At 71.8% G+C, this 21,566-nt stretch carries 22 protein-coding genes; 11 read left to right on the plus strand and 11 right to left on the minus strand.

From position 1 onward, the window contains the following. Positions 1-130: 130 nt before the first annotated feature. Together ACIRS4_RS33635 and ACIRS4_RS33640 are read right to left on the minus strand one after the other, a co-directional pair. A complete protein-coding gene (locus tag ACIRS4_RS33635; protein WP_404203294.1) occupies positions 131-2,158 on the minus strand; it encodes a HelD family protein in 2,028 nt (675 codons plus the stop codon). 363 nt (positions 2,159-2,521) lie between these two features. After that, on the minus strand, positions 2,522-3,400 hold the full coding sequence (locus ACIRS4_RS33640; protein ID WP_404203296.1) for a hypothetical protein: 879 nt from the start codon (positions 3,398-3,400) through the stop codon (positions 2,522-2,524). A 493-nt stretch (positions 3,401-3,893) separates the two neighbouring features. Here ACIRS4_RS33640 and ACIRS4_RS33645 point away from each other — a divergent pair, with 493 nt between their 5' ends. After that, complete coding sequence (locus ACIRS4_RS33645) at positions 3,894-4,076, plus strand: hypothetical protein (RefSeq protein WP_130440180.1); 183 nt, start codon at positions 3,894-3,896, stop codon at positions 4,074-4,076. A gap of 46 nt (positions 4,077-4,122) precedes the next feature. On the opposite strand, the gene ACIRS4_RS33650 is transcribed toward ACIRS4_RS33645, so the two are convergent. Both ACIRS4_RS33650 and ACIRS4_RS33655 read right to left on the minus strand, forming a co-directional pair. After that, positions 4,123-4,998, minus strand: a complete 876-nt coding sequence (locus ACIRS4_RS33650; protein WP_404203298.1) for a hypothetical protein — start codon at positions 4,996-4,998, stop codon at positions 4,123-4,125. A 132-nt stretch (positions 4,999-5,130) separates the two neighbouring features. After that, a complete protein-coding gene (locus ACIRS4_RS33655; protein WP_404203300.1) occupies positions 5,131-5,472 on the minus strand; it encodes a hypothetical protein in 342 nt (113 codons plus the stop codon). Between the two features lie 110 nt (positions 5,473-5,582). Here ACIRS4_RS33655 and ACIRS4_RS33660 point away from each other — a divergent pair, with 110 nt between their 5' ends. After that, a complete protein-coding gene (locus ACIRS4_RS33660) occupies positions 5,583-6,491 on the plus strand; it encodes an oxygenase MpaB family protein (protein ID WP_404203375.1) in 909 nt (302 codons plus the stop codon). On the opposite strand, the gene ACIRS4_RS33665 is transcribed toward ACIRS4_RS33660, so the two are convergent. After that, complete coding sequence (locus tag ACIRS4_RS33665; RefSeq protein ID WP_404203302.1) at positions 6,477-7,001, minus strand: PadR family transcriptional regulator; 525 nt, start codon at positions 6,999-7,001, stop codon at positions 6,477-6,479. The two genes, ACIRS4_RS33660 and ACIRS4_RS33665, sit on opposite strands and share 15 nt — an antisense overlap. Before the next feature lie 121 nt (positions 7,002-7,122). On the opposite strand from ACIRS4_RS33665, the gene ACIRS4_RS33670 reads away from it, so the two are divergent. Then, the gene (locus tag ACIRS4_RS33670; RefSeq protein ID WP_404203304.1) at positions 7,123-7,881 is read left to right on the plus strand and encodes an alpha/beta fold hydrolase; all 759 of its coding nucleotides are present in this window, start codon (positions 7,123-7,125) and stop codon (positions 7,879-7,881) included. Between the two features lie 43 nt (positions 7,882-7,924). Here ACIRS4_RS33670 and ACIRS4_RS33675 read toward each other — a convergent pair whose 3' ends face one another. Then, on the minus strand, positions 7,925-8,515 hold the full coding sequence (locus ACIRS4_RS33675) for a class I SAM-dependent methyltransferase (RefSeq protein ID WP_404203306.1): 591 nt from the start codon (positions 8,513-8,515) through the stop codon (positions 7,925-7,927). A gap of 152 nt (positions 8,516-8,667) precedes the next feature. Here ACIRS4_RS33675 and ACIRS4_RS33680 point away from each other — a divergent pair, with 152 nt between their 5' ends. The 5 genes from ACIRS4_RS33680 (at position 8,668) to ACIRS4_RS33700 (ending at position 14,009) form a co-directional block, all read left to right on the plus strand. Then, positions 8,668-9,465, plus strand: coding sequence for an MHYT domain-containing protein (locus ACIRS4_RS33680; protein ID WP_404203308.1), 798 nt, complete (start codon positions 8,668-8,670; stop codon positions 9,463-9,465). Between the two features lie 224 nt (positions 9,466-9,689). Beyond that, entirely contained in the window at positions 9,690-12,476 is a 2,787-nt protein-coding gene (locus tag ACIRS4_RS33685) for a nitrate- and nitrite sensing domain-containing protein (RefSeq protein ID WP_404203310.1), read from the plus strand. Beyond that, positions 12,473-12,910, plus strand: coding sequence for a roadblock/LC7 domain-containing protein (locus ACIRS4_RS33690; RefSeq protein WP_358794860.1), 438 nt, complete (start codon positions 12,473-12,475; stop codon positions 12,908-12,910). Before ACIRS4_RS33685 ends, ACIRS4_RS33690 begins: the two co-directional genes overlap by 4 nt. A gap of 22 nt (positions 12,911-12,932) precedes the next feature. Then, positions 12,933-13,343, plus strand: a complete 411-nt coding sequence (locus ACIRS4_RS33695) for a DUF742 domain-containing protein (RefSeq protein WP_404203313.1) — start codon at positions 12,933-12,935, stop codon at positions 13,341-13,343. A gap of 60 nt (positions 13,344-13,403) precedes the next feature. Continuing rightward, entirely contained in the window at positions 13,404-14,009 is a 606-nt protein-coding gene (locus tag ACIRS4_RS33700) for a GTP-binding protein (RefSeq protein WP_404203315.1), read from the plus strand. 32 nt (positions 14,010-14,041) lie between these two features. Here the strand turns inward: ACIRS4_RS33700 and ACIRS4_RS33705 are convergent, their stop codons facing one another. After that, positions 14,042-14,470, minus strand: coding sequence for a PPOX class F420-dependent oxidoreductase (locus ACIRS4_RS33705; RefSeq protein WP_404203317.1), 429 nt, complete (start codon positions 14,468-14,470; stop codon positions 14,042-14,044). Positions 14,471-14,590: 120 nt separating this feature from the next. Between ACIRS4_RS33705 and ACIRS4_RS33710 the strand changes: the two genes are divergently transcribed. Both ACIRS4_RS33710 and ACIRS4_RS33715 read left to right on the plus strand, forming a co-directional pair. Beyond that, positions 14,591-15,004, plus strand: coding sequence for a roadblock/LC7 domain-containing protein (locus ACIRS4_RS33710; RefSeq protein ID WP_404203318.1), 414 nt, complete (start codon positions 14,591-14,593; stop codon positions 15,002-15,004). Positions 15,005-15,141: 137 nt separating this feature from the next. Beyond that, a complete protein-coding gene (locus ACIRS4_RS33715) occupies positions 15,142-16,026 on the plus strand; it encodes a DUF6397 family protein (RefSeq protein WP_404203320.1) in 885 nt (294 codons plus the stop codon). 25 nt (positions 16,027-16,051) lie between these two features. Here ACIRS4_RS33715 and ACIRS4_RS33720 read toward each other — a convergent pair whose 3' ends face one another. Both ACIRS4_RS33720 and ACIRS4_RS33725 read right to left on the minus strand, forming a co-directional pair. After that, the gene (locus tag ACIRS4_RS33720) at positions 16,052-16,918 is read right to left on the minus strand and encodes an acyl-CoA thioesterase (RefSeq protein ID WP_389344456.1); all 867 of its coding nucleotides are present in this window, start codon (positions 16,916-16,918) and stop codon (positions 16,052-16,054) included. Positions 16,919-17,033: 115 nt separating this feature from the next. Then, positions 17,034-19,547, minus strand: coding sequence for a DEAD/DEAH box helicase (locus tag ACIRS4_RS33725; RefSeq protein ID WP_404203322.1), 2,514 nt, complete (start codon positions 19,545-19,547; stop codon positions 17,034-17,036). 145 nt (positions 19,548-19,692) lie between these two features. Between ACIRS4_RS33725 and ACIRS4_RS33730 the strand changes: the two genes are divergently transcribed. Then, positions 19,693-20,487: a metal-dependent hydrolase gene (locus ACIRS4_RS33730; RefSeq protein ID WP_404203324.1), complete on the plus strand. Its 795-nt coding sequence runs from the start codon at positions 19,693-19,695 to the stop codon at positions 20,485-20,487. A gap of 23 nt (positions 20,488-20,510) precedes the next feature. Here the strand turns inward: ACIRS4_RS33730 and ACIRS4_RS33735 are convergent, their stop codons facing one another. Together ACIRS4_RS33735 and ACIRS4_RS33740 are read right to left on the minus strand one after the other, a co-directional pair. Further along, complete coding sequence (locus ACIRS4_RS33735; protein WP_404203326.1) at positions 20,511-20,768, minus strand: type B 50S ribosomal protein L31; 258 nt, start codon at positions 20,766-20,768, stop codon at positions 20,511-20,513. A 157-nt stretch (positions 20,769-20,925) separates the two neighbouring features. After that, complete coding sequence (locus ACIRS4_RS33740; RefSeq protein ID WP_404203328.1) at positions 20,926-21,396, minus strand: DUF5709 domain-containing protein; 471 nt, start codon at positions 21,394-21,396, stop codon at positions 20,926-20,928. Positions 21,397-21,566: the final 170 nt, after the last annotated feature.

The following is a 21,566-nucleotide window of genomic DNA, read 5'->3' on the forward strand; positions in this document are numbered from 1 at the left end:
ACTCATGCGACAGAACGGTCCGGAAGGCAGGGCATCACGCTGAGCGGGAGGCCATGGCTACACCAGTGCGCACGTCGACGGCGCCTAGGGGCGCTTGTGCGCCCGCGGCGACCACGCGGGCGCCGCGCCATCATGCGGGCTGGATGGTGATGGTGCACAGGCGCTTGGTGGCCCGGGTCAGGGCCACGTACAGGTCCCTCTCCCCGCCGGGGCGGGCCGTGATGATCTCCTCGGGGTTCAGGACGACGACCCCGTCGAACTCGAGGCCACGTGCTTCGGACGCCGGCACGATGCGTGCGTGGTCGGTGATGCCGTGAGCCGTCAGCTGGCTCACCCGGGTGTCCGCGCAGATCACTCCCAGGAGTTCGCCGGGCTGCGCGGTGCTCTGGGCGCGCAGTTCCTCCACGACGGCGGTGACCAACCCGTCCTCATGCGTGGTCACGGTGCGCGGGCTCTCGCCGCTGCGCAGTGACCGTGTGGGCCGCTGGTCCGGAGCGATCCGCGCGAGCAGGTCCCGGACGCTCTCCAGGATCTCCTGCGTGGTGCGGTAACTGACCGTCAGGTCGTGCAGCCTGAACCGTGTCCCGACATGCGGGCTCAGGGCTTCCTTCCAGTCGCGTGCCGTCGTTGCCGGGCCCGACTGGGCGAAGTCACCCACCAGCGTCATCGCCCTCGCCGGGCAGCGGCGGACGATCATCCGCCACTGCATGGCGGTCAGTTCCTGCGCCTCGTCGACGACGACGTGCCCGTACGTCCGCTCGGGCGGGCCGTCGACCAGGCTCGCCGCCTCGTCCAGCAACGGCACGTCCGCATCGGCCCACGGGGCGTTCGGGGCACGCAGGAGCAGGGACCGCTCCCGCGGGGTCAGGGTCGGCAGGCGCTCGGCCAGGGCGTCGGCATCCGTCAGCAGTGCCTTCACGAGGTCGCCGGGTGTCAGTCGCGGCCACAGCGCCTCGACCGCCCGGTCGACACCGGCGTCGTCGAGGAGATCGGCCCCGATGGCGTCCAGGTCCAGCTCGTGGACCGGACCCGGGTCTGCGGCGCCCTCGGCACGGCGCTGGGCGACCCCCGTGAACCGGTCGAAGTTCATGCCTGTCATCTGCTCGGCATCGGCGTCGATCTGCTCCAGGAGGTCGCCCATGTCCCGTTGCATCGCGTTGGTGACGGCGTCGACCAGGAGTTCCTTGAACGCCTGACGCGCGGGGTTGTGGCCGGACGCGGCCGCCAGGGCGGCGGCGCGTGCGGTGGCGACCTCTTGCTCGGACAGGCGGACCGGTTCCTGCCCGACCCGGACGGTGAAGTCACCGGCGGGGGCCTGGTGGTCTCGCAGCAGGCCGGCCAGGGCGTCGGCGAGATCCAGGCCGCCCTTGAGGCGCGCCGTGTCGAACGGGTCCACCGCGTCCGGGGACACCCCGGCCAGTTCCTGACAGGTCGCCAGATCGACGTCGTTCTCCCCGAGCGAGGGGAGGACCTGGGAGATGTAGTCGAGGAAACGGGCGTTGGGGCCCACCACGAGGACGCCTTCCTCCGCGGCGCGCGGGAACGCGTACAGGACGTAGGCCGCCCGGTGCAGGGCGACCACGGTCTTGCCGGTGCCGGGGCCGCCCTGTACCACGGTCACCCCGCGGTGGGCGGAGCGGACGATCTCGTCCTGTTCGGCCTGCAGTGTCGCGACGGCCGCGTGCATCCTGCCCGTACGCCGTGCCGCCAGCGCCTCGGTCAACGGGCCGTCCCCCACGACGTCTTCGTCGGTCGGGGCGGTCCCGTCGAGCAGTTCGTCGCTCACCGAGACGACCGTGCGCTCCTCGAGGCGCAGGTGCCGGCGCCGCCGCAGATCCATCGGGTGGACCGGTGTCGCCTCGTAGAAGGGCCGCGCCGCGTTCGCGCGCCAGTCCACGAGCAGCGGCAGTTCGTCCTCCTCCGTGTGCAGTCCGATCCGCCCGATGCGCAGGGCCGTGCCGTCCGCCCAGTCGATGCGCCCGAAGACCAGCCCCCTCTCGGCGCCCTCCAGCCGGCCGATCTCCTTGGTCAGACGCTCGGCGGCGATCTCTCTCTCGTACGCCTCGCCGGCGCCGTCCGCCGAGGCCTTCAATACACTCGCCCGGTTCGCTCGCGCCTCCGAAAGCCGCTCGGCGAGCAGCTCATACAAGGAGGACACATAACCTTGCTCCGATTCAACCGCACGCACGGCGGAATCATTTATGTTGGACAACAAGGGACTCCTTCGATTCGAGCCGCACCATACGGCCAAAATTTCCTAAAGGTAAGTCTTGACTTACTTGTTGCGGCTATGTCCTTACGGCAGACCGCACTTCGTGTCATGCATTCCGTCGTTTTCCTTGAATGCCGCTGATGCTTTCCCGTGCGCGGGAAAAGGCGTTGAATCCAGGGAAAGGCTCGGGCTCCCGTCACAGGCCGGGGCGGGGCTGGCCTGCACTCCAAATGCGGACACCGGCGGCCGCCGTGACCGGTTGTGCGGCGCGGCGATTTGGGTGGTGTTCCCGCCGCCCGTCGGCGCGGGTCAGTCGCTCACGCAGGGTCGCCTGTCATTGGGTGGGAAGGACCTCGATCCCGGACCCACCGGTCGTGCAGTCACGCCAACGGGCGATGGGTTTCTGCGAGACCGTCCAGCTTCTCGCGAGTGATGTCCCTGTCGTCCGGCGTGAAGCGCCAGGAGAAGGAGCGTCAGCGGACAGGAGCGGCGGCAATCCGGGACCGGACTGTCCCGGCTCTCGCCGTCCTCCGGTGGTGTCACCACGGCGTGAGCCGTCGGTGTGCGGGCCGGCTCCTTCGCCCAGTGCGCATCGACGCCCGCGCCCGCCGGCGCGCGCGTGCCTTTTCCAGGGATGTCCGCGACCTCCTCGTCATGCAGCTCCACGGCGTCCGGGACGTCCGCCGACAGCAGAGGCGTGAGCGCCGGCCACGCGCATGCGGCATGCGCCCACGGATCGAACCCCCGGTGCGCGGGACCGCGTTCCCGCCCCACCTCGGCGGCGTCCGCGACGAGGGTGGGATCGCTGACACCGTGCACCTGCGGCAGGACCCGGAACGCCGGCGCCGCCTCCTCCGGCGACGAGGTGGACAGCTTGGACACCTCGATGCGCAACGAGACCTGCACCCCGACGCCGTGTCCGGCGGCGGCGTCAGCGGGGGAGCGGGGGAGGGTGTCCGCGACCCCGTCCTTGAAGGCGCGCAGCAACCGCTCCGGGTCGGGCAGCCGCAAGGGTGGGCCGTCGTCCAGGGGCACGACGTGCCGCAACAGCAGGCCGCGGGCGACGAACCCCAGGGCGGTCATGGTCGCCGCACCCCAGAAGGTGACGGCCCGGTGTACGCCCGGCGCGGCCCACGCGCGCGCGAGGAATGGCATTGCCTCACCCAGGGGAAGGTGGGCCGCGGGCACGCGTACGTGCTCCACGCCGCCGTCGTCCGCGAGGCGGACGGCGGACAGCGCGCCCAACGACGCCGACCGGACAGTGGGCGGCCTCGGCGTGCCGGTGGGCGCCCCTGGTGTCCCGTCGGGTGCGGAGGTGCTCCCGTCCGGCTCCCGGAAGGCGAACGCGCCTGTGCATGCGGGGACGCCTGGCAGGAAGACGGCAGGACGGTGAACCGGTTCGAAGGCCTCGGGTGGTGCTTCCGCGGGAACCCGGCGCACAGTGATGAATCCACTCCTCAAATTTGACTACCTAAGGTCGATCGCCGAGGGTACAGCACTCCGCGGCCGAACGGGCGCCTGTTTTCCCCTGGAGACTTCATCCTGGTGAGTACCTAGGGGGCGCGGATCAGGGACGGCTCAGGGGCGAGTCCGGAACCGCGCGCCACGGGGAGCCGTTTCACAGACAGAGAGCGGTTTTCGCACACGGAGAGCGGCATCGGCCGCGAAGGAGGCGACGCACATGTCGAAGAACGCGAAGATCGCCGCAGGAGGTGTGGCGGTCGGGCTGCTTCTGCTGATCTGGCTGCCCTGGTGGGCGTCCCTGCTGATCGTGCTCGGGGTTCCGGCGGCGGCGTACCTCACGCTGGACCCCTCGCAGCGGCGCAGACTGCGCCGTGTCACCCGAAAGGAACTCGGGCGCTGATGGACGGGGCCGCGGCGCGGCCCCGTCGTCCGCTCCTCCAAGGGGGTCAGATCGGGCGCACGGCCATCTTGTCGAGCGCTTCGAGCAGGCCCGGCAGCTCGGGCCCCCGGCCGACGGGCAGGACCTCGCCGGGCTCGTCGTCGAGCAGGACGAACGCGATGTCGTCGGTGCGGGCCACCAGCGACCAGCCGGGGCCGTCGGCGCGCAGGGTACGCGCGTCGCCCGGGGCGAACGAGGACCGCACACGGCCCAATGGGGGCGGGGTGTCCACATAGGTGCGGGCCTCCGCGAGGACGCGCCGGACGCCACTGTGCCCCCGCGGCGCGGGGGTCTCGGCCCCTTCGGCGTCCTCGGCTGCCTCGGCGTCCTCGGTCGCCTCCACGTCCTCGGCGGGCTCGGATCTGTCGCGCGCGGGCGGGAACTTGGAGTCGTCGATCTGCTCGCGCCACTGGGCCCACTGCAGCGCGATCTCGTCGGCTCCCAGCCTTCGCTGGGCCGGGCCCCAGACCGTCGTGTCCGGCGGCGAGAGCGCGGGCCGGTCCGCGACCTCGGGGCCGGGGTCGTGCGGCGCGGGCACACCGGGGGCGGCGACGGCGACCGCCAGCGGCCAGCCGGGCAGCGCCGCGACCACCGTCCGGTCGTCGGGGGACAGGTCGTACTCCATGCCGCAGTCCCACGACGCGATGGCGACCGCCACCAGCGACACGTCGTCGATGACCACCGTCCACCGCGCGCCCTCGCCGTCCTGGCCCAGCACCAGGCCGTACCCGTCGGCGAGCGGCGCCAGGCCGAGCGCCGCACAGGCCTCCGGGTAGTCGTCGCCCAGCACACTCGGGAACTTCGCCGGCGTCAGCAGTACCGCCGTCAGCACGTAGAGCGCCTCGTCCGCGGCGGCGACGGCGTCCTCGTCCGTCCCGGCCATCCCAGCCTCCCCAGGGTTCGTCCAATCGCGCGCACCCTAGTGCGGCGGGAAGGCGCTTGTCACGACCCCGGGACACACCCGGAGCTGCAGTTTTCACCTGACGGGGCGAATCGCCTCGCTTGTCGGCGAATGTCAGGCAGGAGGCAAGCCCAGCAGCTGCCTCGCCACCGTCCGAGGGGACTCGCCGCGCTCCCGCGCGAGCGCGATGACCGCCCGGCACGCCAGTTCGTTCACCCCGAAGGACAGCGCCTCCGGAGACACCCAGCCGGCGGCCTCGTCGATCCGGTCCTGATCGTCCTCCGCGCAGCCCGAGACGTACACGGCGGCCGCTTCGAAGAGGTTGTGCCCGCGCTTCCGGCCCGGGCGCCGCTCACCCTCCACGCGCCCGCCGTCGGTTCGCCCTCCGTCCCGCCGCGCATGCGCACGCGTTCCGGCGAGGACTCTTCCCCAGGTCTTGCGTATGCCCTCTGACATGCTCCACCGCCCTTCCCCTGCGTGATTCCCCCATTGGGAGGCGTTCATCTCCCGCTCGACCACGTAAAGTTGGGGAAGTCGGGGTTCTTGGGGCGGAAGGGCACAGCGTGGTGAAGCGCTTCGAGCGACTCGCACAGATCCGGCGTATGGACCCCTACGAGAACGCCTCGGAGATCTACCGGCTCTCCGTGGCGTACGAGTTCCCCTGGGACTTCGCACGCGCCTTGGAGCTGGCCCTGTACCGCACGTACGCGGTCCCCAGCATCGGAAGCCTGCTCGCGCGTACCGCGGAGCTCACGGACCGCACGCAGAAACGCTACGACGACACCTCGCTGCTGCTCGACGCCATCGTCGAGCACGGCTTCGGCAGCGACGAGGGCCGCACAGCCGTTCGCCGCATCAACCAGATGCACCGCAGCTACGACATCGCCGACGACGACATGCGCTACGTGCTCTGCACGTTCGTCGTCATGCCCAAGCGCTGGATCGACGCTTACGGATGGCGCCGGCTGTCGCGCCACGAGATCGTCGCCTCCACCGTCCACTACGGCGCCCTCGGGCAGCGCATGGGGATCAAGGACATCCCCGAGACCTATGAGGAGTTCGAGGCCTGTCTCGACGCCTACGAGGAGGCCCGTTTCGGATGGGACGAGGGGGCCAGGCGGGTCTCGGACGCGACGCTCGCGCTGATGGCCTCCTGGTACCCGCGGCCGCTCGCCCCCGTGCTGCGCGCCACGACCCTCGCCCTGCTCGACGAGCCGCTGCTGAAGGCCTTCCGGTACACCCCGCCCGGTCCGCTCACGCGCGCGCTGGTGCGTCGGGCGGTCCGCGTGCGCGGGCGCGCCGTCCGCCTGCTGCCACCGCGCCGAGCGCCGCACTTCGCGCGCCAGAACTGGGAGATCAAGGGATACCCGCAGGGCTACCGGCTCGCGGACCTCGGCACCCGGCCGGTGCCCGGCGTGGGAGGGTGCCCGGTGCGCCATGTCGACCTCGGCGAGGACGGGTCAGCCGTCCAGTGAGCGCAGCGTGTCGCGCAGCCAGGTGAGTTCGGCCCGTGAGGTCGCGCGCGCGATCGTCAGCATCCCCTGCCGGAAGGGGTCGTCCAGCTCCTCCGCGCGCAGCGGCCGGTCGCCGTCGTAGAAGAAGCTCGCCGGCTCCTCCAGGAAGGCCAGCCGGCGGCGGAGCACGGCTGCCTGGGCCTCGGCGTCGTCCAGGTGCCGGAGGAACGCGAGCAGGGTGAACCAGCGGTTCTCGTCGGTGACGTCCCGGTCACCGGGCTCGGCGAGCCGGCGACGCAGCTCGCGCCGGCCCTCCTCGGTGAGGCTCAGGACGTGCCGAGGCGCGGCCGCGGCGCCCGGTTCCGTGGTGCGCACCAAGAGGCCCGCGTTCTCCAGGCGCTTGATGGCGGGGTACAGCGTGCTCTCGGCGACGGGACGGACGTGCCCGGCCAGGGCCGTGATGCGTTTGCGCAGTTCGTAGCCGTGCAGGGGGGCGTCGAACAGGAATCCGAGGATGGAGAGCTCCAGCATGCCCGCATTCTGCCGCACGCCCGCGGTATCTCGGATCTCCTGTATTACGTTGACGTTGTACCTCGGTGCCGATGTATGGTCCTCCAGGAGTCAGTCGAGCGGATGTTTCGAGGAGGCAGTCATGCGTCAGGCCGAGTTCGGTGGCGGGGGAAGCCGGATCCGGTGGACGGAGACGCCGGGCGCCGAGCCCGCGCGCGTGTACGTCCACGGGCTGGGCGCGACCTCGGCCGTCTACCACGCGCACGTGGCGTCCCGGCCCGAACTCGCGGGTCGGCGCAGCCTGTTCGTGGACCTGCCCGGACACGGCATCAGCGACCGGCCGGCGGACTTCGGCTACACGCTCGAGGAGCACGCCGACGCGCTGGCCGCCGCGCTGGACTCGGCGGGCGTCGCCGAGGCCGAACTCGTCGCCCACAGCATGGGCGGCTCGGTGGCCGTCGTGCTCGCCCACCGTCGTCCCGATCTGGTCTCCCGGCTCGTCCTGACGGAGGCCAACCTCGACGCCTTCCCGCCGCCGACCGCGGGCAGCAGCGGCATCGCGGCCCACTCCGAGGACGAGTTCGTCGACGGTGGTCACGCGCGTGTGCTGGACAGCGTCGGCCCCCTGTGGGCGGCGACCATGCGGCTCGCGGATCCGCGCGCCCTGCACCGCAGCGCCGTCGGGCTGAAGCGCGGATCCGAGCCGGTCATGCGGGAGATGCTGACGGGGCTGACCGCGGTGGACCGCGTCTACCTGCAGGGGGAGCTCAGCGGGGCGCTCGAAGGGGCCGACGCCCTGGAGGGCGCGGGTGTGCGCGTGGTGACGGTCCGGGACGCCGGGCACAACGTCATGTTCGACAACCCCGAGGCTTTCGTCGAGGCGGTCGCCGGAGGAGCATGAGTCCTCGGGGTTCCGCGCGACGGCTCGCGGGTGTGCGCCAGCCTCAGCCTTCCCGCACGGCCAGGGCCAGGTAACGGCTGTCCTCGTCGACATAGGACGTCATGCGCCACCCGGAACCGGCCAGCAGGGGACGCAGGTTGGCCTCCGCACGCAGGTCGTCCGCGGTGATCTGCCGGCCGTGCCGCGCCGCGAGCGCTGCCCTGCCGATCGGGTGGAACAGCGCCAACGTGCCGCCGGGGCGCACCACCCGGGCCAACTCCCGCAGACTCGAACCCGGTTGAGGCAGGTGCGATATGAGGCCCGCCCCGAACACGGCGTCGAGCGACCCCGATCGCAGAGGGAGCGCGGCGACGTCGGCGAGCAGCAGTCCCCCGTCGCGGTGGCGTACGGCGGCCTCCAGCATGGCCGGCGTCAGATCGGCCCCGACAACCGCTCCCGAGGCCCCCACGGCCGCGCGAAGGGGCGGCAGAGCCCGTCCCGTACCGCAGCCCGCGTCCAGTACGCGGTCGCCCTCGCGCAAACCGATCTCGGTGACGGCGGCCGCATAGGCGGGGCCGTCGTCGGGGAACTTGCGGTCCCAGTCAGCGGCGCGGGTGGCGAAGAACTCCTGCACGTGTGTGTGGTCGTCGCTCATGCACCGCATGATTCCTCACCCTCAAGGAGGAGATGGCGGCGCGCATGTTCGAGCGTGAGGCGATCGAGCCGGTGCACATCCATGTCAGATTGCGGCACCTTTCGAAATGCGCCCCCACTGTGCTCCTGGGCCCCCACTAGCGTCCCGGGTCCATGGGACACCTGGACCACGCCGCCTTCGGCTGGCTGACCCCCGTGCTGTCGTACGCGATGGCCTGCATCGGTGCCGCCCTCGGGCTGCGCTGCACGGTGCGCGCGCTGGGCGCCGCCGGTCGCTCGCGCCGCAACTGGCTGGTGACGGCTGCTTCTTCGATCGGCACCGGCATCTGGACCATGCACTTCGTGGCCATGCTCGGCTTCGGCGTCAGCGGCACCGACATCCGTTACGACGTTCCCCTGACCGTGCTCAGCCTCCTCGTCGCCATGATCGTCGTCTGCGCCGGCGTCTTCGCCGTCGGTTACGGCCGTGACCGCACGCGCGCGTTGCTGATCGGCGGACTCACCACAGGCCTGGGCGTGGCGAGCATGCACTATCTGGGCATGGCCGCCGTACGGCTGCACGGCGACGTGACGTACGACCCGACGCGGGTCGGGCTCTCCGTCCTGATCGCCGTCGTGGCGGCGACCGCCGCACTCTGGGCGGCGCTGAACATCAAGTCCCCGGTCGCCGTCACCCTGGCCTCTCTCGTCATGGGCGCGGCGGTGAGCAGCATGCACTACACCGCGATGTTCGCGGTGCACGTGCGGGTCACGCCGTCCGGCGAGGCGCTGCCCGGGGCCACGGCGATGCAGTTCATCTTCCCCCTCGCCGTCGGTCTCGGGTCCTACCTCTTCCTGACCTCCGCCTTCGTCGCCCTGTCGCCCACCACGGGTGAACGCGAGGCGTCCGCCTCGGCCCAGCAGCTTCCTGAGCGCGTCGCCGGCGGCGGTCGGCAGACCCGGGCCGTGTGACCGCGCCCGGCCGCGACGCCGGTACGTCCCGTACGCGCCACAGCCCTCATCACCGGCACATCCGTGACTCCCGTACGAACCGCGGCCCATCGCCGGACTACGCGTCCTCCGGCCGACCGCACGTCCGGCAACCGACCGCATGTCCCGCCCGGGCCCGTGGTCCGCGCACACGACCGCACGTACCGCACAGACCGCACGTCCCGACGACTCCGAGCGAGGAGGCCATGCGCACACCACGGAGCACCTCCATGGGCGATGCCGAACCGCCGCCCCCCGTGCGCGGGCGCCGCGCCCATGCCGGACCGCCCGCCGACGAAGGCCCGGACGGGCAGACGGGCACACCGGCGACCGCGCCCCTCACCCGCGCGGGACGCCGGCGGCTCCGTCCGCGCACCGTCCGCGCCAAGATCGTGTGCCTCCTGATGGTGCCGGTCGTCTCCCTGCTGGCCCTGTGGGCGTACGCCACCGTCAGCACCGCCCAGGACATCTCCCGACTGCGCCAGGTGCAGCGCGTGGACGCCCGACTCCGCACGCCCGTCACGGACGCGGTCGCGGCGCTGCAGACCGAGCGGGCCGCCGCCGTACGCCAGGCCACCCGCCCCGCCGCCGCACAGGACGCCGAGCTGAAGGAGCTCGGGGAGCAGACGGACCGCGCGGTGGCCAGACTCAGGCTCGGCGACGACAGCACCGTGGCCGACGGTCAGGAGCTGCCCGCCGATGTCGCCCGACGCCTGGAGGCGTTCGTCTCCGGGGCGGAGGCACTGCCGGCCCTGCGGACCACCGTGATCGACGGAGACGCGGACTGGGACGAGGTCCACGAGACCTACACGCGGACGATCTCGGCCGCCTTCTCCGTCGGCGGCTCCCTCTCCGGCATCCAGGACGCCGAACTCGGCTCCGACGCGCGCGTGCTGCTCGAATTCGGCCGAGCCGGAGAGGCGCTGGCCCAGGAGGACGTCGTCCTTGGCAGCGCACGTCTGGCCGGCAGTCTCGACGGCGCACGCCTGCGCCTGTTCACCGGCGCCGTCGACACGCGCCGCGCCCTCACCGAGTCGGCCACGGCCGACCTCGGCGGCCCTGAGCGCACGGCCTGGCGAAACCTGTCCACCAGCGGCGCGTACACCGCCGTGAACGCCGCCGAGGACAGGGTGCTCGCAGCGGAGCCCGGCGCCCCAGCAGTCGCCGCCGCACCTGAGACGGCCTGGCGCCAGGCACACACGCGCGTACAGGACGGCATGCGCGCCGTCGAGGCGGACGCCGCGCACCGGGTCGCCGAGCGCGCCGACCCGTTCACCCGCGGCCTGCTCACCCCGGCCGGCGCGGCCGTGCTGCTCGGTCTCGCCGCCGTCGCCGCCTCACTCGTCATCTCGGTGCGCATCGGCCGCGCCCTCGTCGTCGAACTGGTCGGCCTGCGCAACAGCGCCCTGGAGATCGCCCGGCGCAAACTCCCCGAGGCCATGCGCAGACTCCGCGCCGGCGAGGAGATCGACGTGCGTGCCGAGGCGCCGCCAGAGTCGCCCGCCGAGGACGAGACGGGCCAGGTCGCCGAGGCGCTGGCCACCGTCCACCGCGCCGCCCTCAAGGCCGCCGTGGAACGCGCCGAGCTGGCCAGCGGCATCTCCGGGGTGTTCGTCAACCTCGCCCGCCGCAGCCAGATCCTCGTCCACCGTCAGCTCAGCCTCCTGGACAGCATGGAGCGCCGCTCGGACGACCCGGACGAGCTCAGCGACCTCTTCCGGCTCGACCACCTCACCACGCGCATGCGGCGTCACGCCGAGAGCCTGATCATCCTCTCCGGGGCGGCCCCCGGCCGGGCCTGGCGCATGCCGGTGTCGCTGACCAACGTGGTCCGCGCCGCCGTCTCCGAAGTCGAGGACTACGCGCGCGTGGAGGTGGGCCGGCTCCCGGAGGCGTCCGTCGACGGCGCCGCCGTCGCCGACCTCACCCACCTCCTGGCCGAACTCGTCGAGAACGCCGCCCAGTTCTCGCCCCCGCACACACGGGTACGCGTCACCGGCGAGCCCGTCGGCAACGGCTACGCGCTGGAGGTGGAGGACCGGGGACTGGGCATGGGCAAGGAGACCCTCGCGGAGGCCAACCGGCGCATCGCCCAGTCGGAGGCCCTCGACCTGTTCGACAGCGACCGGCTCGGACTGTTCGTGGTGAGCAGGCTCGCCGCCCGCCACGACGTCAGGGTGCACCTGCGGACCTCCCCGTACGGCGGCACCACGGCGGTCGTCCTGCTGCCGACCGCCCTTCTGCACGGCGGCAAGCCGGAACTCCCCGCCCACGACGCGGCCGACGCGGCACGACCGGAGGAACGCGGGTACGCGCGCGTGTCCGCTGCCGACCGGCACCGGGAGGCCGTCCCCGCGACCGCCGACCGACCGGCCCTGACGGCCTCCGCTCAGACGGCTGCCCCGCCGGCCGCCCCCGCGGAGGCTTCCGCCGCCCGGGCCGCCGCCGAGCCCGCGGACGCCGGCACTCCACCTGCCGGAGTCACCGCCTTGCGCCTGCACCGCCCACCGGACGACCCGGACGGACCGGCCGCCGGACACTTTGGGGAGCGCCTGGCCGGACCGCCCGCGAGCCCCTCCGGGGGACGTCAGGCCGAACCGCCTGCCGGACCGTCCAGGGGACCTCACGCCGGGTCACCCGCGTGGTCGCCGGAAGGACATCAGGCCGGGGCACCGGCGAGACCGTCCCCGGGGCGCCGGGCCGAACCGCCCGCCGCCGGACCGCCCAGGGCACGACTCGCCGGGTCGGACGACCTGCCGCGCCGGGTGCGGCAGGCGAGTCTCGCCCCCCAACTGCGCAGGTCACCGGCCGAGGAACCCGCTGGGACGACGCCGGGCCGACACACCGGTGAGCGGCGCACCCCCGAACTCGTGCGCGACCGGATGGCCGCCTACCAGGACGGCTGGGCGCGCGGCGGCGGCAGGCGACCCGGCCGCGATGCCACCCCGGACCCCGAACCGGGCAGCGAAAGCAGCGAAGGAGATTCCGCATGATCCAGGACCCGAGCACGAGACCGGCCGGCCGCTCCGGCGAACTCGACTGGCTGCTGGACGACTTGGTGATGCGCGTCGGCGAGGTACGGCACGCGGTCGTGTTGTCCAACGACGGCCTCGCCGTGGGCTCCTCCAGCGCCCTCAGCCGCGAGGACGCCGAACACCTCGCCGCCGTCGCCTCCGGATTCCACAGCCTCGCCAAGGGCGCCGGCCGTCACTTCGGCGTCGGGGGCGTCCGCCAGACCATGGTCGAGATGGACGACGGCTTTCTGTTCGTGGCCGCCGCGGGCGACGGCTCCTGCCTCGCCGTCCTCACCGCCGTGACCGCCGACATCGGCCTGGTCGGCTACGAGATGGCACGGCTGGTCAAACGCGTCGGCGAGCATCTCTACACGCCGCCGCGCCTCTCCTCGCGGCCGCCCACCGCCGGCTGAGGCGAGAGAGCGACCTGTGCGGATGACCGAGGACCCAGCCGCCGCGCTGAGCGAACAGGGCAGCCGGTGGTACGACAGCGAGGCCGGGCCGATCGTCCGCCCCTACGCCATGACGGGCGGACGGACGAGATCCGGCCCCGCCGGAGTCGACTTCGACCTGATCGCCCTGATCACCCCGGCCCCCGACGGGACCGACGCCGGCGACACCGGGCTCGGCCCTGAGCACCGGACCCTCGTCGACCTGTGCCGCGCGGAGACGCAGTCCGTCGCGGAACTCGCCGCCGGCGCCGACCTGCCCGTGGGCGTCGTACGGGTCCTCCTCGGCGACCTGCTGGAACGCGGCTGCGTCACGGTCAGCCGCCCGGTGCCGCCCGCGCAACTCCCCGACGAGCGGATCCTGCGCGAGGTCATCGCGGGGCTGCGGGCCCTGTAGACGAGCGCCGCGCCCGATCCCCGAACCCACCGACCGACACCGTCCCGAGAGAAGTGATCCATGGTCCCCGAGCACTCCGAGGCCACGGGCGGCGACACGGCCGCGCTGGCGTTGAAGATCCTGGTCGCCGGCGGGTTCGGCGTGGGCAAGACCACCCTGGTGGGCGCGGTCAGCGAGATCAAGCCGCTGCGCACCGAGGAACTCCTCAGCGAAGCGGGCCAGTCGGTGGACGACACCGACGGCGTGGACCAGAAGGTCACGACCACCGTCGCCATGGACTTCGGCCGGATCACCATCCGCTCCGGACTCTCCCTGTACCTGTTCGGCACCCCGGGCCAGGACCGCTTCTGGTTCCTGTGGGACGAACTGTCGCAAGGGGCTCTGGGCGCGGTGGTCCTCGCCGACACGCGACGCCTGGAGGACTGCTTCCCGGCCGTCGACTACTTCGAGCACCGGAACATCCCGTTCGTGGTGGCCGTCAACTGCTTCACGGGAGCGCGCGCTTACGGAGCCCCCGAGGTCTCCCGCGCCCTCGACCTCGACGAGGGCACCCCCGTCGTGATGTGCGACGCACGCGACCGGGCCTCTGGCAAGGAAGTGCTGATCCAACTCGTCGAGTACGCCGGGCGGATGCACGCCGCCCGGCTGCTCGACTCCGTGAGCTGACGGCCCGTGCCACGACCGCCGCCCGGCCGCTCTCAGTCGGCCACGGCCGACTGCGCCAGGACCTTGTCGATCGCGACCCGGACGAGAAGTTCGCCGGGGACGCCGTTGCGCGCGCCGAACTCCTCGGCGCGCTCCTCGCCCATGTACCGCGCGGCGATACGGGCCGCCCAGTGCCGCACCTCGTCGACATCTTCGGAAGTGCGGGCATTGCCCTGCAGCACCACGAAGTCGAACGGCGGCCGGTCGTCGTCCACGCACAGCGCGACCCGGCCGTCCCGCGCCAGATTGCGCCCCTTCACCGTGTCCTTGCCGGTGTTGAACACCACCTCGTCCCCGTCGAGCAGGAACCAGACCGGCGCCACGTGCGGACTGCCGTCCGCACGGACCGTCGACAGTTTTCCGGTGCGGGTGCCGTACGAGACGAACGCCCGCCATTCCTCGTCGGTCATCTTGTGTGCCATGCCCCCATCTTCCTTGCCCGTCGGCCGTCGGTGGGGAAGGCTGGCGGACAGGCCCTCGAGCCGAGGGCGTACCCGCGGCGGGGGCACGACACGGGGAACGTGACACGGGGAGACGCTGACATGGCGCAGAAGCAGGGGCTGGGGTGGCTGCTGGACGATCTGACCGAACGGGTCGGTCACGTCCGTCACGCGCTGGTCCTGTCCAACGACGGGCTGGTGGCGGGCGCGAGCACGGGGCTGCGCCGCGAGGACGCCGAGCACCTCGCGGCGGTCTCGTCCGGCCTGCACAGCCTGGCCAAGGGATCCGGGCGGCACTTCGGTGCGGGCCACGTGCGTCAGACGATGATCGAGTTCGACGACGCGCTGCTGTTCGTCACCGCGGCCGGCACCGGGAGCTGTCTGTGCGTGCTCAGCGGCGCGGAGGCCGACATGGGGCAGATCGCCTACGAGATGGCGCTGCTCGTCAACCGGGTCGGAGAACACCTGACCGTCGACGCCCGCCGACCCGGATCGATGCCGTACACGGACCTCTGACCTGAGCTTTTTGTGGCCTTAGGGAAGTTTTCCTCGGTTATCCACAGGCTTGCCGCGATGCGCGTGGATCCGGCTACGGTTTTTCCCAGGCCACCGCGGACGGCGCGGGGGCACCGTACTCCACGGGGGAGACGACCATGTCCGGTCACACCGTCACGCCATCGCACGCTCCGGGCCGCAGCCTCAGCCGTGCGGCGCGAGAACTGGGCCTGAAGCGAAGCGAGTTCGATCTCGCCGTGCACCTCGGGCGCATCAGGACCGTGCCCGACGAAGGCGGCGGGGGCCGCCGGGTGGCGTGCGCCGAGATCGACCGGCTGCTTCGGTCTCCCGGCTTTCCCGAGACCTTGGCCGAGAGCGTCCAGGCCGTCGGCACCACCGGGGGCGCCCAGATCGTGGGGGTGCCGCCCGCCCGCTTCACCCGACTGGCAAGGGTGGGGCTGGCGGTGCCGGTGAAGTTCTACCTGAATCGCTATCGGGCTGTCGTCTGGCTGTATCTCGCCGAGGAGCTGCGGCAGTTCGCGCAGGACAGGAACAACGCGTTCCTGCTCACTGGGCGCACGCCCGACTGGATCCGGGGGCAGCTGGCAGCCGGGCAGGACCTGCGGCCCCGCAACTGGCGAGGACGCCAGCTGGGCTTCCTCCTGCGGCAGGCCGAAGGCCCCTGGCAGCAGGCGGGAGCGCTGGCCGCGTTCCTCGACTCGGCGCAGGTCGCGGAGATCGTCACCGATCCCCACGAACGCAGCCACCTGAACCGCTTCCGGCCCGCGCCGCCGGCACACGGGATCCCGGGGTCACCAGCCGCGCATCTCGTCGAGAAGATCACGACAGCGGACGATCCCGACGAGATCGGCTGGCTGCGGTCCGACCTGGCCAGGGCACTGGACGAGGCCCGAACCCACCAGCCGGCGCCCCGCCCGGCGGTCGCCGTCACCCCGATCCCGGGCGCGCAGGCGAGGACGCCCCAGGAGCAGCGCAAGTCGCCTGCCACTCTGCTCGGCTGGCTCCGCCGCAGAAGCGCATGACCAGCGGCCTCCCGAAACCGACATCCTAAAGAGCCCGGAACAGGCCCTCCTGCACGACGGACACCAGCAGACGCCCCTGAACGTCGTAGATCCGCCCGCGGGCCAGACCACGCCCGCCCGTCGCGATCGGCGACTCCTGGTCGTACAGGAACCACTCGTCCGCGCGGAACGGCCGATGGAACCACATCGCGTGGTCCAGAGACGCCATGTCGAAGTTCCGCGGCCCCCAGAGCGGTTCGACGGGGAGCCGGACGGCGTCCAGGAGCGTCATGTCGCTGGCGTACGTCAACGCGCAGGTGTGCACGAGCGGGTCGTCTCCCAGCGGTCCGACAGCGCGCATCCACACCGCGCTGCGCGGCTCGGCGTCCTTGATCTCCTCGGGCTTCCAGCGCAGCCCGTCGGCGTACCGGATGTCGAAGGGCTGGCGGCGCGCCATCCGCTCCAGCTGTTCGGGCAGCCCGCCCAGGTGCTCCCGGACCTCGTCGGTGACCGTCGGCAGGGACTCCGGGTCCGGGACTTCCCGGGCCGGCGGCAGCTGGTGCTCGAAAGGACCTTCCTCAGGCTTGTGAAAGGAGGCGGTGAGATTGAAGATCGTGCGGCCCTGCTGCACGGCGGTGACCCGGCGCGTCGTGAACGACCGCCCGTCCCGCACCCGCTCGACCTGGTACACGATCGGCACGCCCGGCCGGCCCGGACGCAGGAAGTACGCGTGCAGCGAGTGCACGGGCCGGTCCCCGTCCGTGGTGCGGCCGGCCGCGACCAGCGCCTGTCCGGCCACCTGGCCGCCGAAGACCCGCTGGAGGGACTCGTGCGGGCTGCGACCGCGGAAGATGTTGACCTCGATCTGCTCCAGGTCGAGCAGGTCGACGAGCCTCTCGGCGGGATTCGTCATCGGTGTGCTTCTCCTGTGCCTGCTCCGGCGCCTTGTTCCGCGCCTGCTTGCGACCCTGTTCCTGACGGTGTTCCGGTGCGTGCCCCGGCGCCCCGGCGGGCAGCCGGTCCGGTGCTCACAGCTGGCCCACGTCAGTGACGCGGACCACCGCGCGACCCTCGGCGTCCGAGGCCGTGAGGTCCACCTCCGCGCTGATGCCCCAGTCGTGGTCGTCGTTCGGGTCGTCGAAGATCTGACGGACGCGCCACAGCGCGTTCTGCGGCTCCTCCTGGATGACCAGGAGCTTGGGGCCGCGAGCGTCCGGGCCGGTGCCGAGATCGTCGTACTCGTCCCAGTACTTGTCCATCGCCTCGCCCCACGCGTCGGCGTCCCAGCCGGACTCGGCGTCCATCTCGCCCAGTTCGTCGACGTGGTCCAGGGCGGCGAGCTCGACGCGGCGGAACATCGCGTTGCGGACGAGGACACGGAAGGCGCGCGCGTTGGTGGTGACCGGCTTGACCTCGTCGGCCTTCTCCTGAGCCTCCTCGGCGGTCATCTCCTCCGGGTTGGCCAGTTGCTCCCATTCGTCCAGCAGGCTGGAGTCGACCTGGCGCACCATCTCGCCCAGCCACTCGATCAGATCCTGGAGGTCCTCGGACTTCAGGTCGTCCGGGATGGTGTGGTCGAGCGTCTTGTAGGCGCTGGCCAGGTAGCGCAGCACGATGCCTTCGGTGCGGGCCAGCTCGTAGTGGGACACCAGCTCGGTGAACGACATCGCCCGCTCGTACATGTCGCGGATCACCGACTTCGGCGACAGCGGATGGTCGCCGACCCACGGGTGGCTCTTGCGGTACGTGTCGTACGCGTGGAAGAGCAGCTCCTCCAGCGGCTTCGGGTAGGAGATGTCCTGGAGGCGCTCCATGCGCTCCTCGTACTCCACGCCGTCGGCCTTCATCGCGGCGACCGCCTCTCCGCGCGCCTTGTTCTGCTGGGCGGCGAGGATCTGGCGCGGGTCGTCCAGGGTGGACTCCACGACCGAGACCATGTCGAGGGCGTAGGACGGCGATTCCGGGTCGAGCAGCTCGAACGAGGCGAGTGCGAAGGTGGACAACGGCTGGTTGAGCGCGAAGTCCTGCTGCAGGTCAACGGTGAGCCGTACGACGCGGCCCGTGGCGTCCGGCTCGTCGAGCTTCTCCACGATGCCGCCGTCGAGCAGCGAGCGGTAGATGGCGATGGCGCGCCGGATGTGCCGCAGCTGCTGCTTGCGCGGCTCGTGATTGTCCTCCAGCAGATGCCGCATGGCCCGGAAGGCGTTGCCGGGGCGGGCGATGACCGACAGCAGCATCGTGTGCGTCACCCGGAACCGGGACGTCAACGGCTCCGGCTCCGAGTCGATCAGCTTCTCGAAGGTGTTCTCCGTCCAGGCGACGAAACCTTCCGGAGCCTTCTTGCGCACCACCTTGCGGCGCTTCTTCGGGTCGTCGCCGGCCTTGGCGAGCGCCTTCTCGTTCTCGATGACGTGCTCTGGCGCCTGCGCGACCACGAAGCCCGCCGTGTCGAACCCGGCCCGGCCGGCGCGGCCCGCGATCTGGTGGAACTCGCGCGCCCGGAGGGTGCGCACACGGTTGCCGTCGTACTTGGTGAGCGCCGTGAACAGCACGGTGCGGATGGGCACGTTGACGCCCACGCCCAGCGTGTCCGTTCCGCAGATCACCTTCAGCAGACCGGCCTGGGCGAGTTTCTCCACCAGCCGCCGGTACTTGGGCAGCATGCCGGCGTGGTGCACACCGATGCCGTGCCGCACGTATCGGGAGAGATTGCGGCCGAACTTGGTGGTGAAGCGGAAGTTGCCGATCAGCTCGGCGATCCGGTCCTTCTCCTCACGCGAGCACATGTTGATGCTCATCAGCGCCTGCGCCCGCTCCACCGCCTGCGCCTGCGTGAAGTGCACGATGTAGACAGGGGCCTGCCTGGTCTCCAGCAGGTCCGTCAGCGTCTCGGTCAGCGGCGTGTACCGGTACTCGTAGGACAGCGGCACGGGCCGGGTCGCCGAGCGGACCACCGCTGTGGGCCTGCCGGTGCGGCGGGTGAGGTCCTTCTCGAAGAAGGAGACGTCGCCGAGCGTCGCCGACATGAGGACGAACTGTGCCTGCGGCAGCTCCAGGATGGGGATCTGCCAGGCCCAGCCGCGGTCGCCCTCCGCGTAGAAGTGGAACTCGTCCATGACGACCTGGCCGACATCGGCGTCCTTGCCGTCGCGCAGCGCGATCGAGGCGAGCACCTCCGCGGTGCAGCAGATGACGGGGGCGTCGGCGTTGACGGACGCGTCGCCCGTCAGCATGCCGACGTTCTCCGTGCCGAAGATCTTGCACAGTTCGAAGAACTTCTCCGACACCAGCGCCTTGATCGGGGCCGTGTAGAAGGTGACCTCGTCCCGGGCGAGGGCGGCGAAGTGCGCGGCCGCCGCGATCATGCTCTTGCCCGAGCCGGTGGGCGTCGAAACGATCACGTTCGCCCCGGAGACCACCTCGATCAGCGCCTCCTCCTGGTGGGGGTAGAGCGTGAGACCCCGCTCCTCGGCCCAGGACTCGAAGGCTTCGTACAGGGCGTCGGGATCTGCGGTCGGCGGCAGCTGATCGATGAGGGTCACGCCCCCATCTTGCCTGCCCAGGTGCCCGAGGCGGGAATCGGCTGCCGTACCGAAGATCACGGCCGATACGCTGTGTCGCCGACGGAGCGTCATCGCACCCGGTCAACTGGACAGCGGCACACGAGGAACAGGGCGGGCAACGGCCATGATGGGACCAGCACACTCACTGTCGGGCGCCGCCGCCTGGCTCGGTGTCGGAGCGGCGGCGGCCGCCTCCGGCCACACGATGCCCTGGCCGGTCCTGCTGTCGGGCGCGCTGATCTGCGCCGGGGCCGCGCTCGCCCCGGACCTCGATCACAAGGCCGCGACCATCTCCCGTGCCTTCGGACCGGTCTCGCGCTGGGTGTGCGAGATCGTCGACAAGCTCTCCTACGCCGTCTACAAGGCCACCAGGAAGCAGGGCGACCCGCGCCGCTCCGGCGGGCACCGCACCCTGACGCACACCTGGCTGTGGGCGGTCCTGATCGGCGCGGGCGCCTCGGCGCTGGCGATCACCGGCGGCCGCTGGGCGGTGCTGGCGATCCTCTTCGTGCACCTGGTGCTGGCGATCGAGGGCCTGCTGTGGCGGGCGACCCGCGGATCCAGCAGCGACGTGCTGGTGTGGCTGCTGGCGGCCACCAGCGCGTGGATAGTCGCCGGGATCCTCGACAAGCCCGGCAACGGCTCCGACTGGCTCTTCGCCGACCCCGGCCAGGAGTACCTGTGGCTGGGCCTGCCCATCCTGCTGGGCGCGCTGGTGCACGACATCGGGGACGCGCTGACCGTCTCGGGCTGCCCTGTGCTGTGGCCCATCCCGATCGGGCGCAAGCGCTGGTACCCGATCGGCCCGCCCAAGGCGCTGCGGTTCCGGGCCGGCAGCTGGGTCGAACTGAAGGTGCTGATGCCGGTGTTCATACTGCTCGGCGGGGTGGGCGGCGCGGCGGCGCTCAACTTCATCTGAGGCGCGCCACGGCAGTCGCCGGCTCAGGTAGTCGCCGTGCCTTCGCCGTAGCGCCGCTCGAACCGTGCGATGCGGCCCTCCGAGTCCACCGTGCGGGCCTTGCCCGTGTAGAAGGGATGGCTCTCGGAGGAGATCTCCACATCCACCACCGGGTAGGTCTCGCCGTCGTCCCAGTCGATGGTCTGGTCGCTGGTCGCGGTGGACCGGCTCAGAAAGGCGTAGCCGGCGGCGCGGTCCCGGAAGACGACCGGGCGGTAGTCGGGGTGCTTGTCCTGCTGCATGCGTGCTCCTTCTACGGTGGGGACGCTCCCGGCACGGGAGCGGAACCGAGCCGTGGGACCGGGGCGGTCCTGCCGCCACCCCTGCCGGTCTTCGTCACGCCGGCGGGCGGTCCTGCCGCCACCCCTGCCGGTCTTCGTCACGCCGGCGGTGGCCGGGTCAGCCGTACAGGGTGTCCTCGTCGACGATGTGCACCGCCGCTTCCTCGGCGGAGGCGGCCGCGCCGTCGATGCCGACGTCCGTGGCGATCAGGGCGCTTTCCTCGTCCTCGTGGGCTCCCTCGTCCGGTGCCAGGAGCCGGCCGGAGCGGGCGGAGCCGACCTCGTTGTCCAGGAGTTCCCCGTCGGTGCCGTCGCAGTCGCCTATGCCGTCGCCGTCCTGCGGGGCGAGGTCGGGCATCTCCTCCGCGAGCCGCTGGTCGAGCGTCTCGCCCTGGCGGCGCTCCGCGGCCGTCACACCGATGTGCTCGACGGCCCATGGCCTCTCCGGAGGCGACCAGCCCCGGTCGAGCGGATCGGCGACCCCGTCGTCCACCAGGGTGTCCTCCGCGTCGAGCAGCCCCGCGTCGTCCTGGATGTCGGAGGCATCGGGCTGGTAGACGTCGTCCCCCCATCCGTCGGCGCTGTTCACGGGTACCTCCAAGGGGTGACGGACCCGTCCTCACCGGGTTGGGCTGCGGGAGACAGCCGCACGGAGCCCCGGCCGGGCGCGGCGCCTTCCGGACGGACCGGTCCGGCTGCCCTCCGCGCGGGTGCCGCTTTCCAGCGTTCCACCCCGGTTCGGTGGCGCGCAACGGCAGA

This window comes from Streptomyces sp. NPDC101166, assembly GCF_044768125.1.
In the GTDB taxonomy this organism is placed as follows: domain Bacteria; phylum Actinomycetota; class Actinomycetes; order Streptomycetales; family Streptomycetaceae; genus Streptomyces.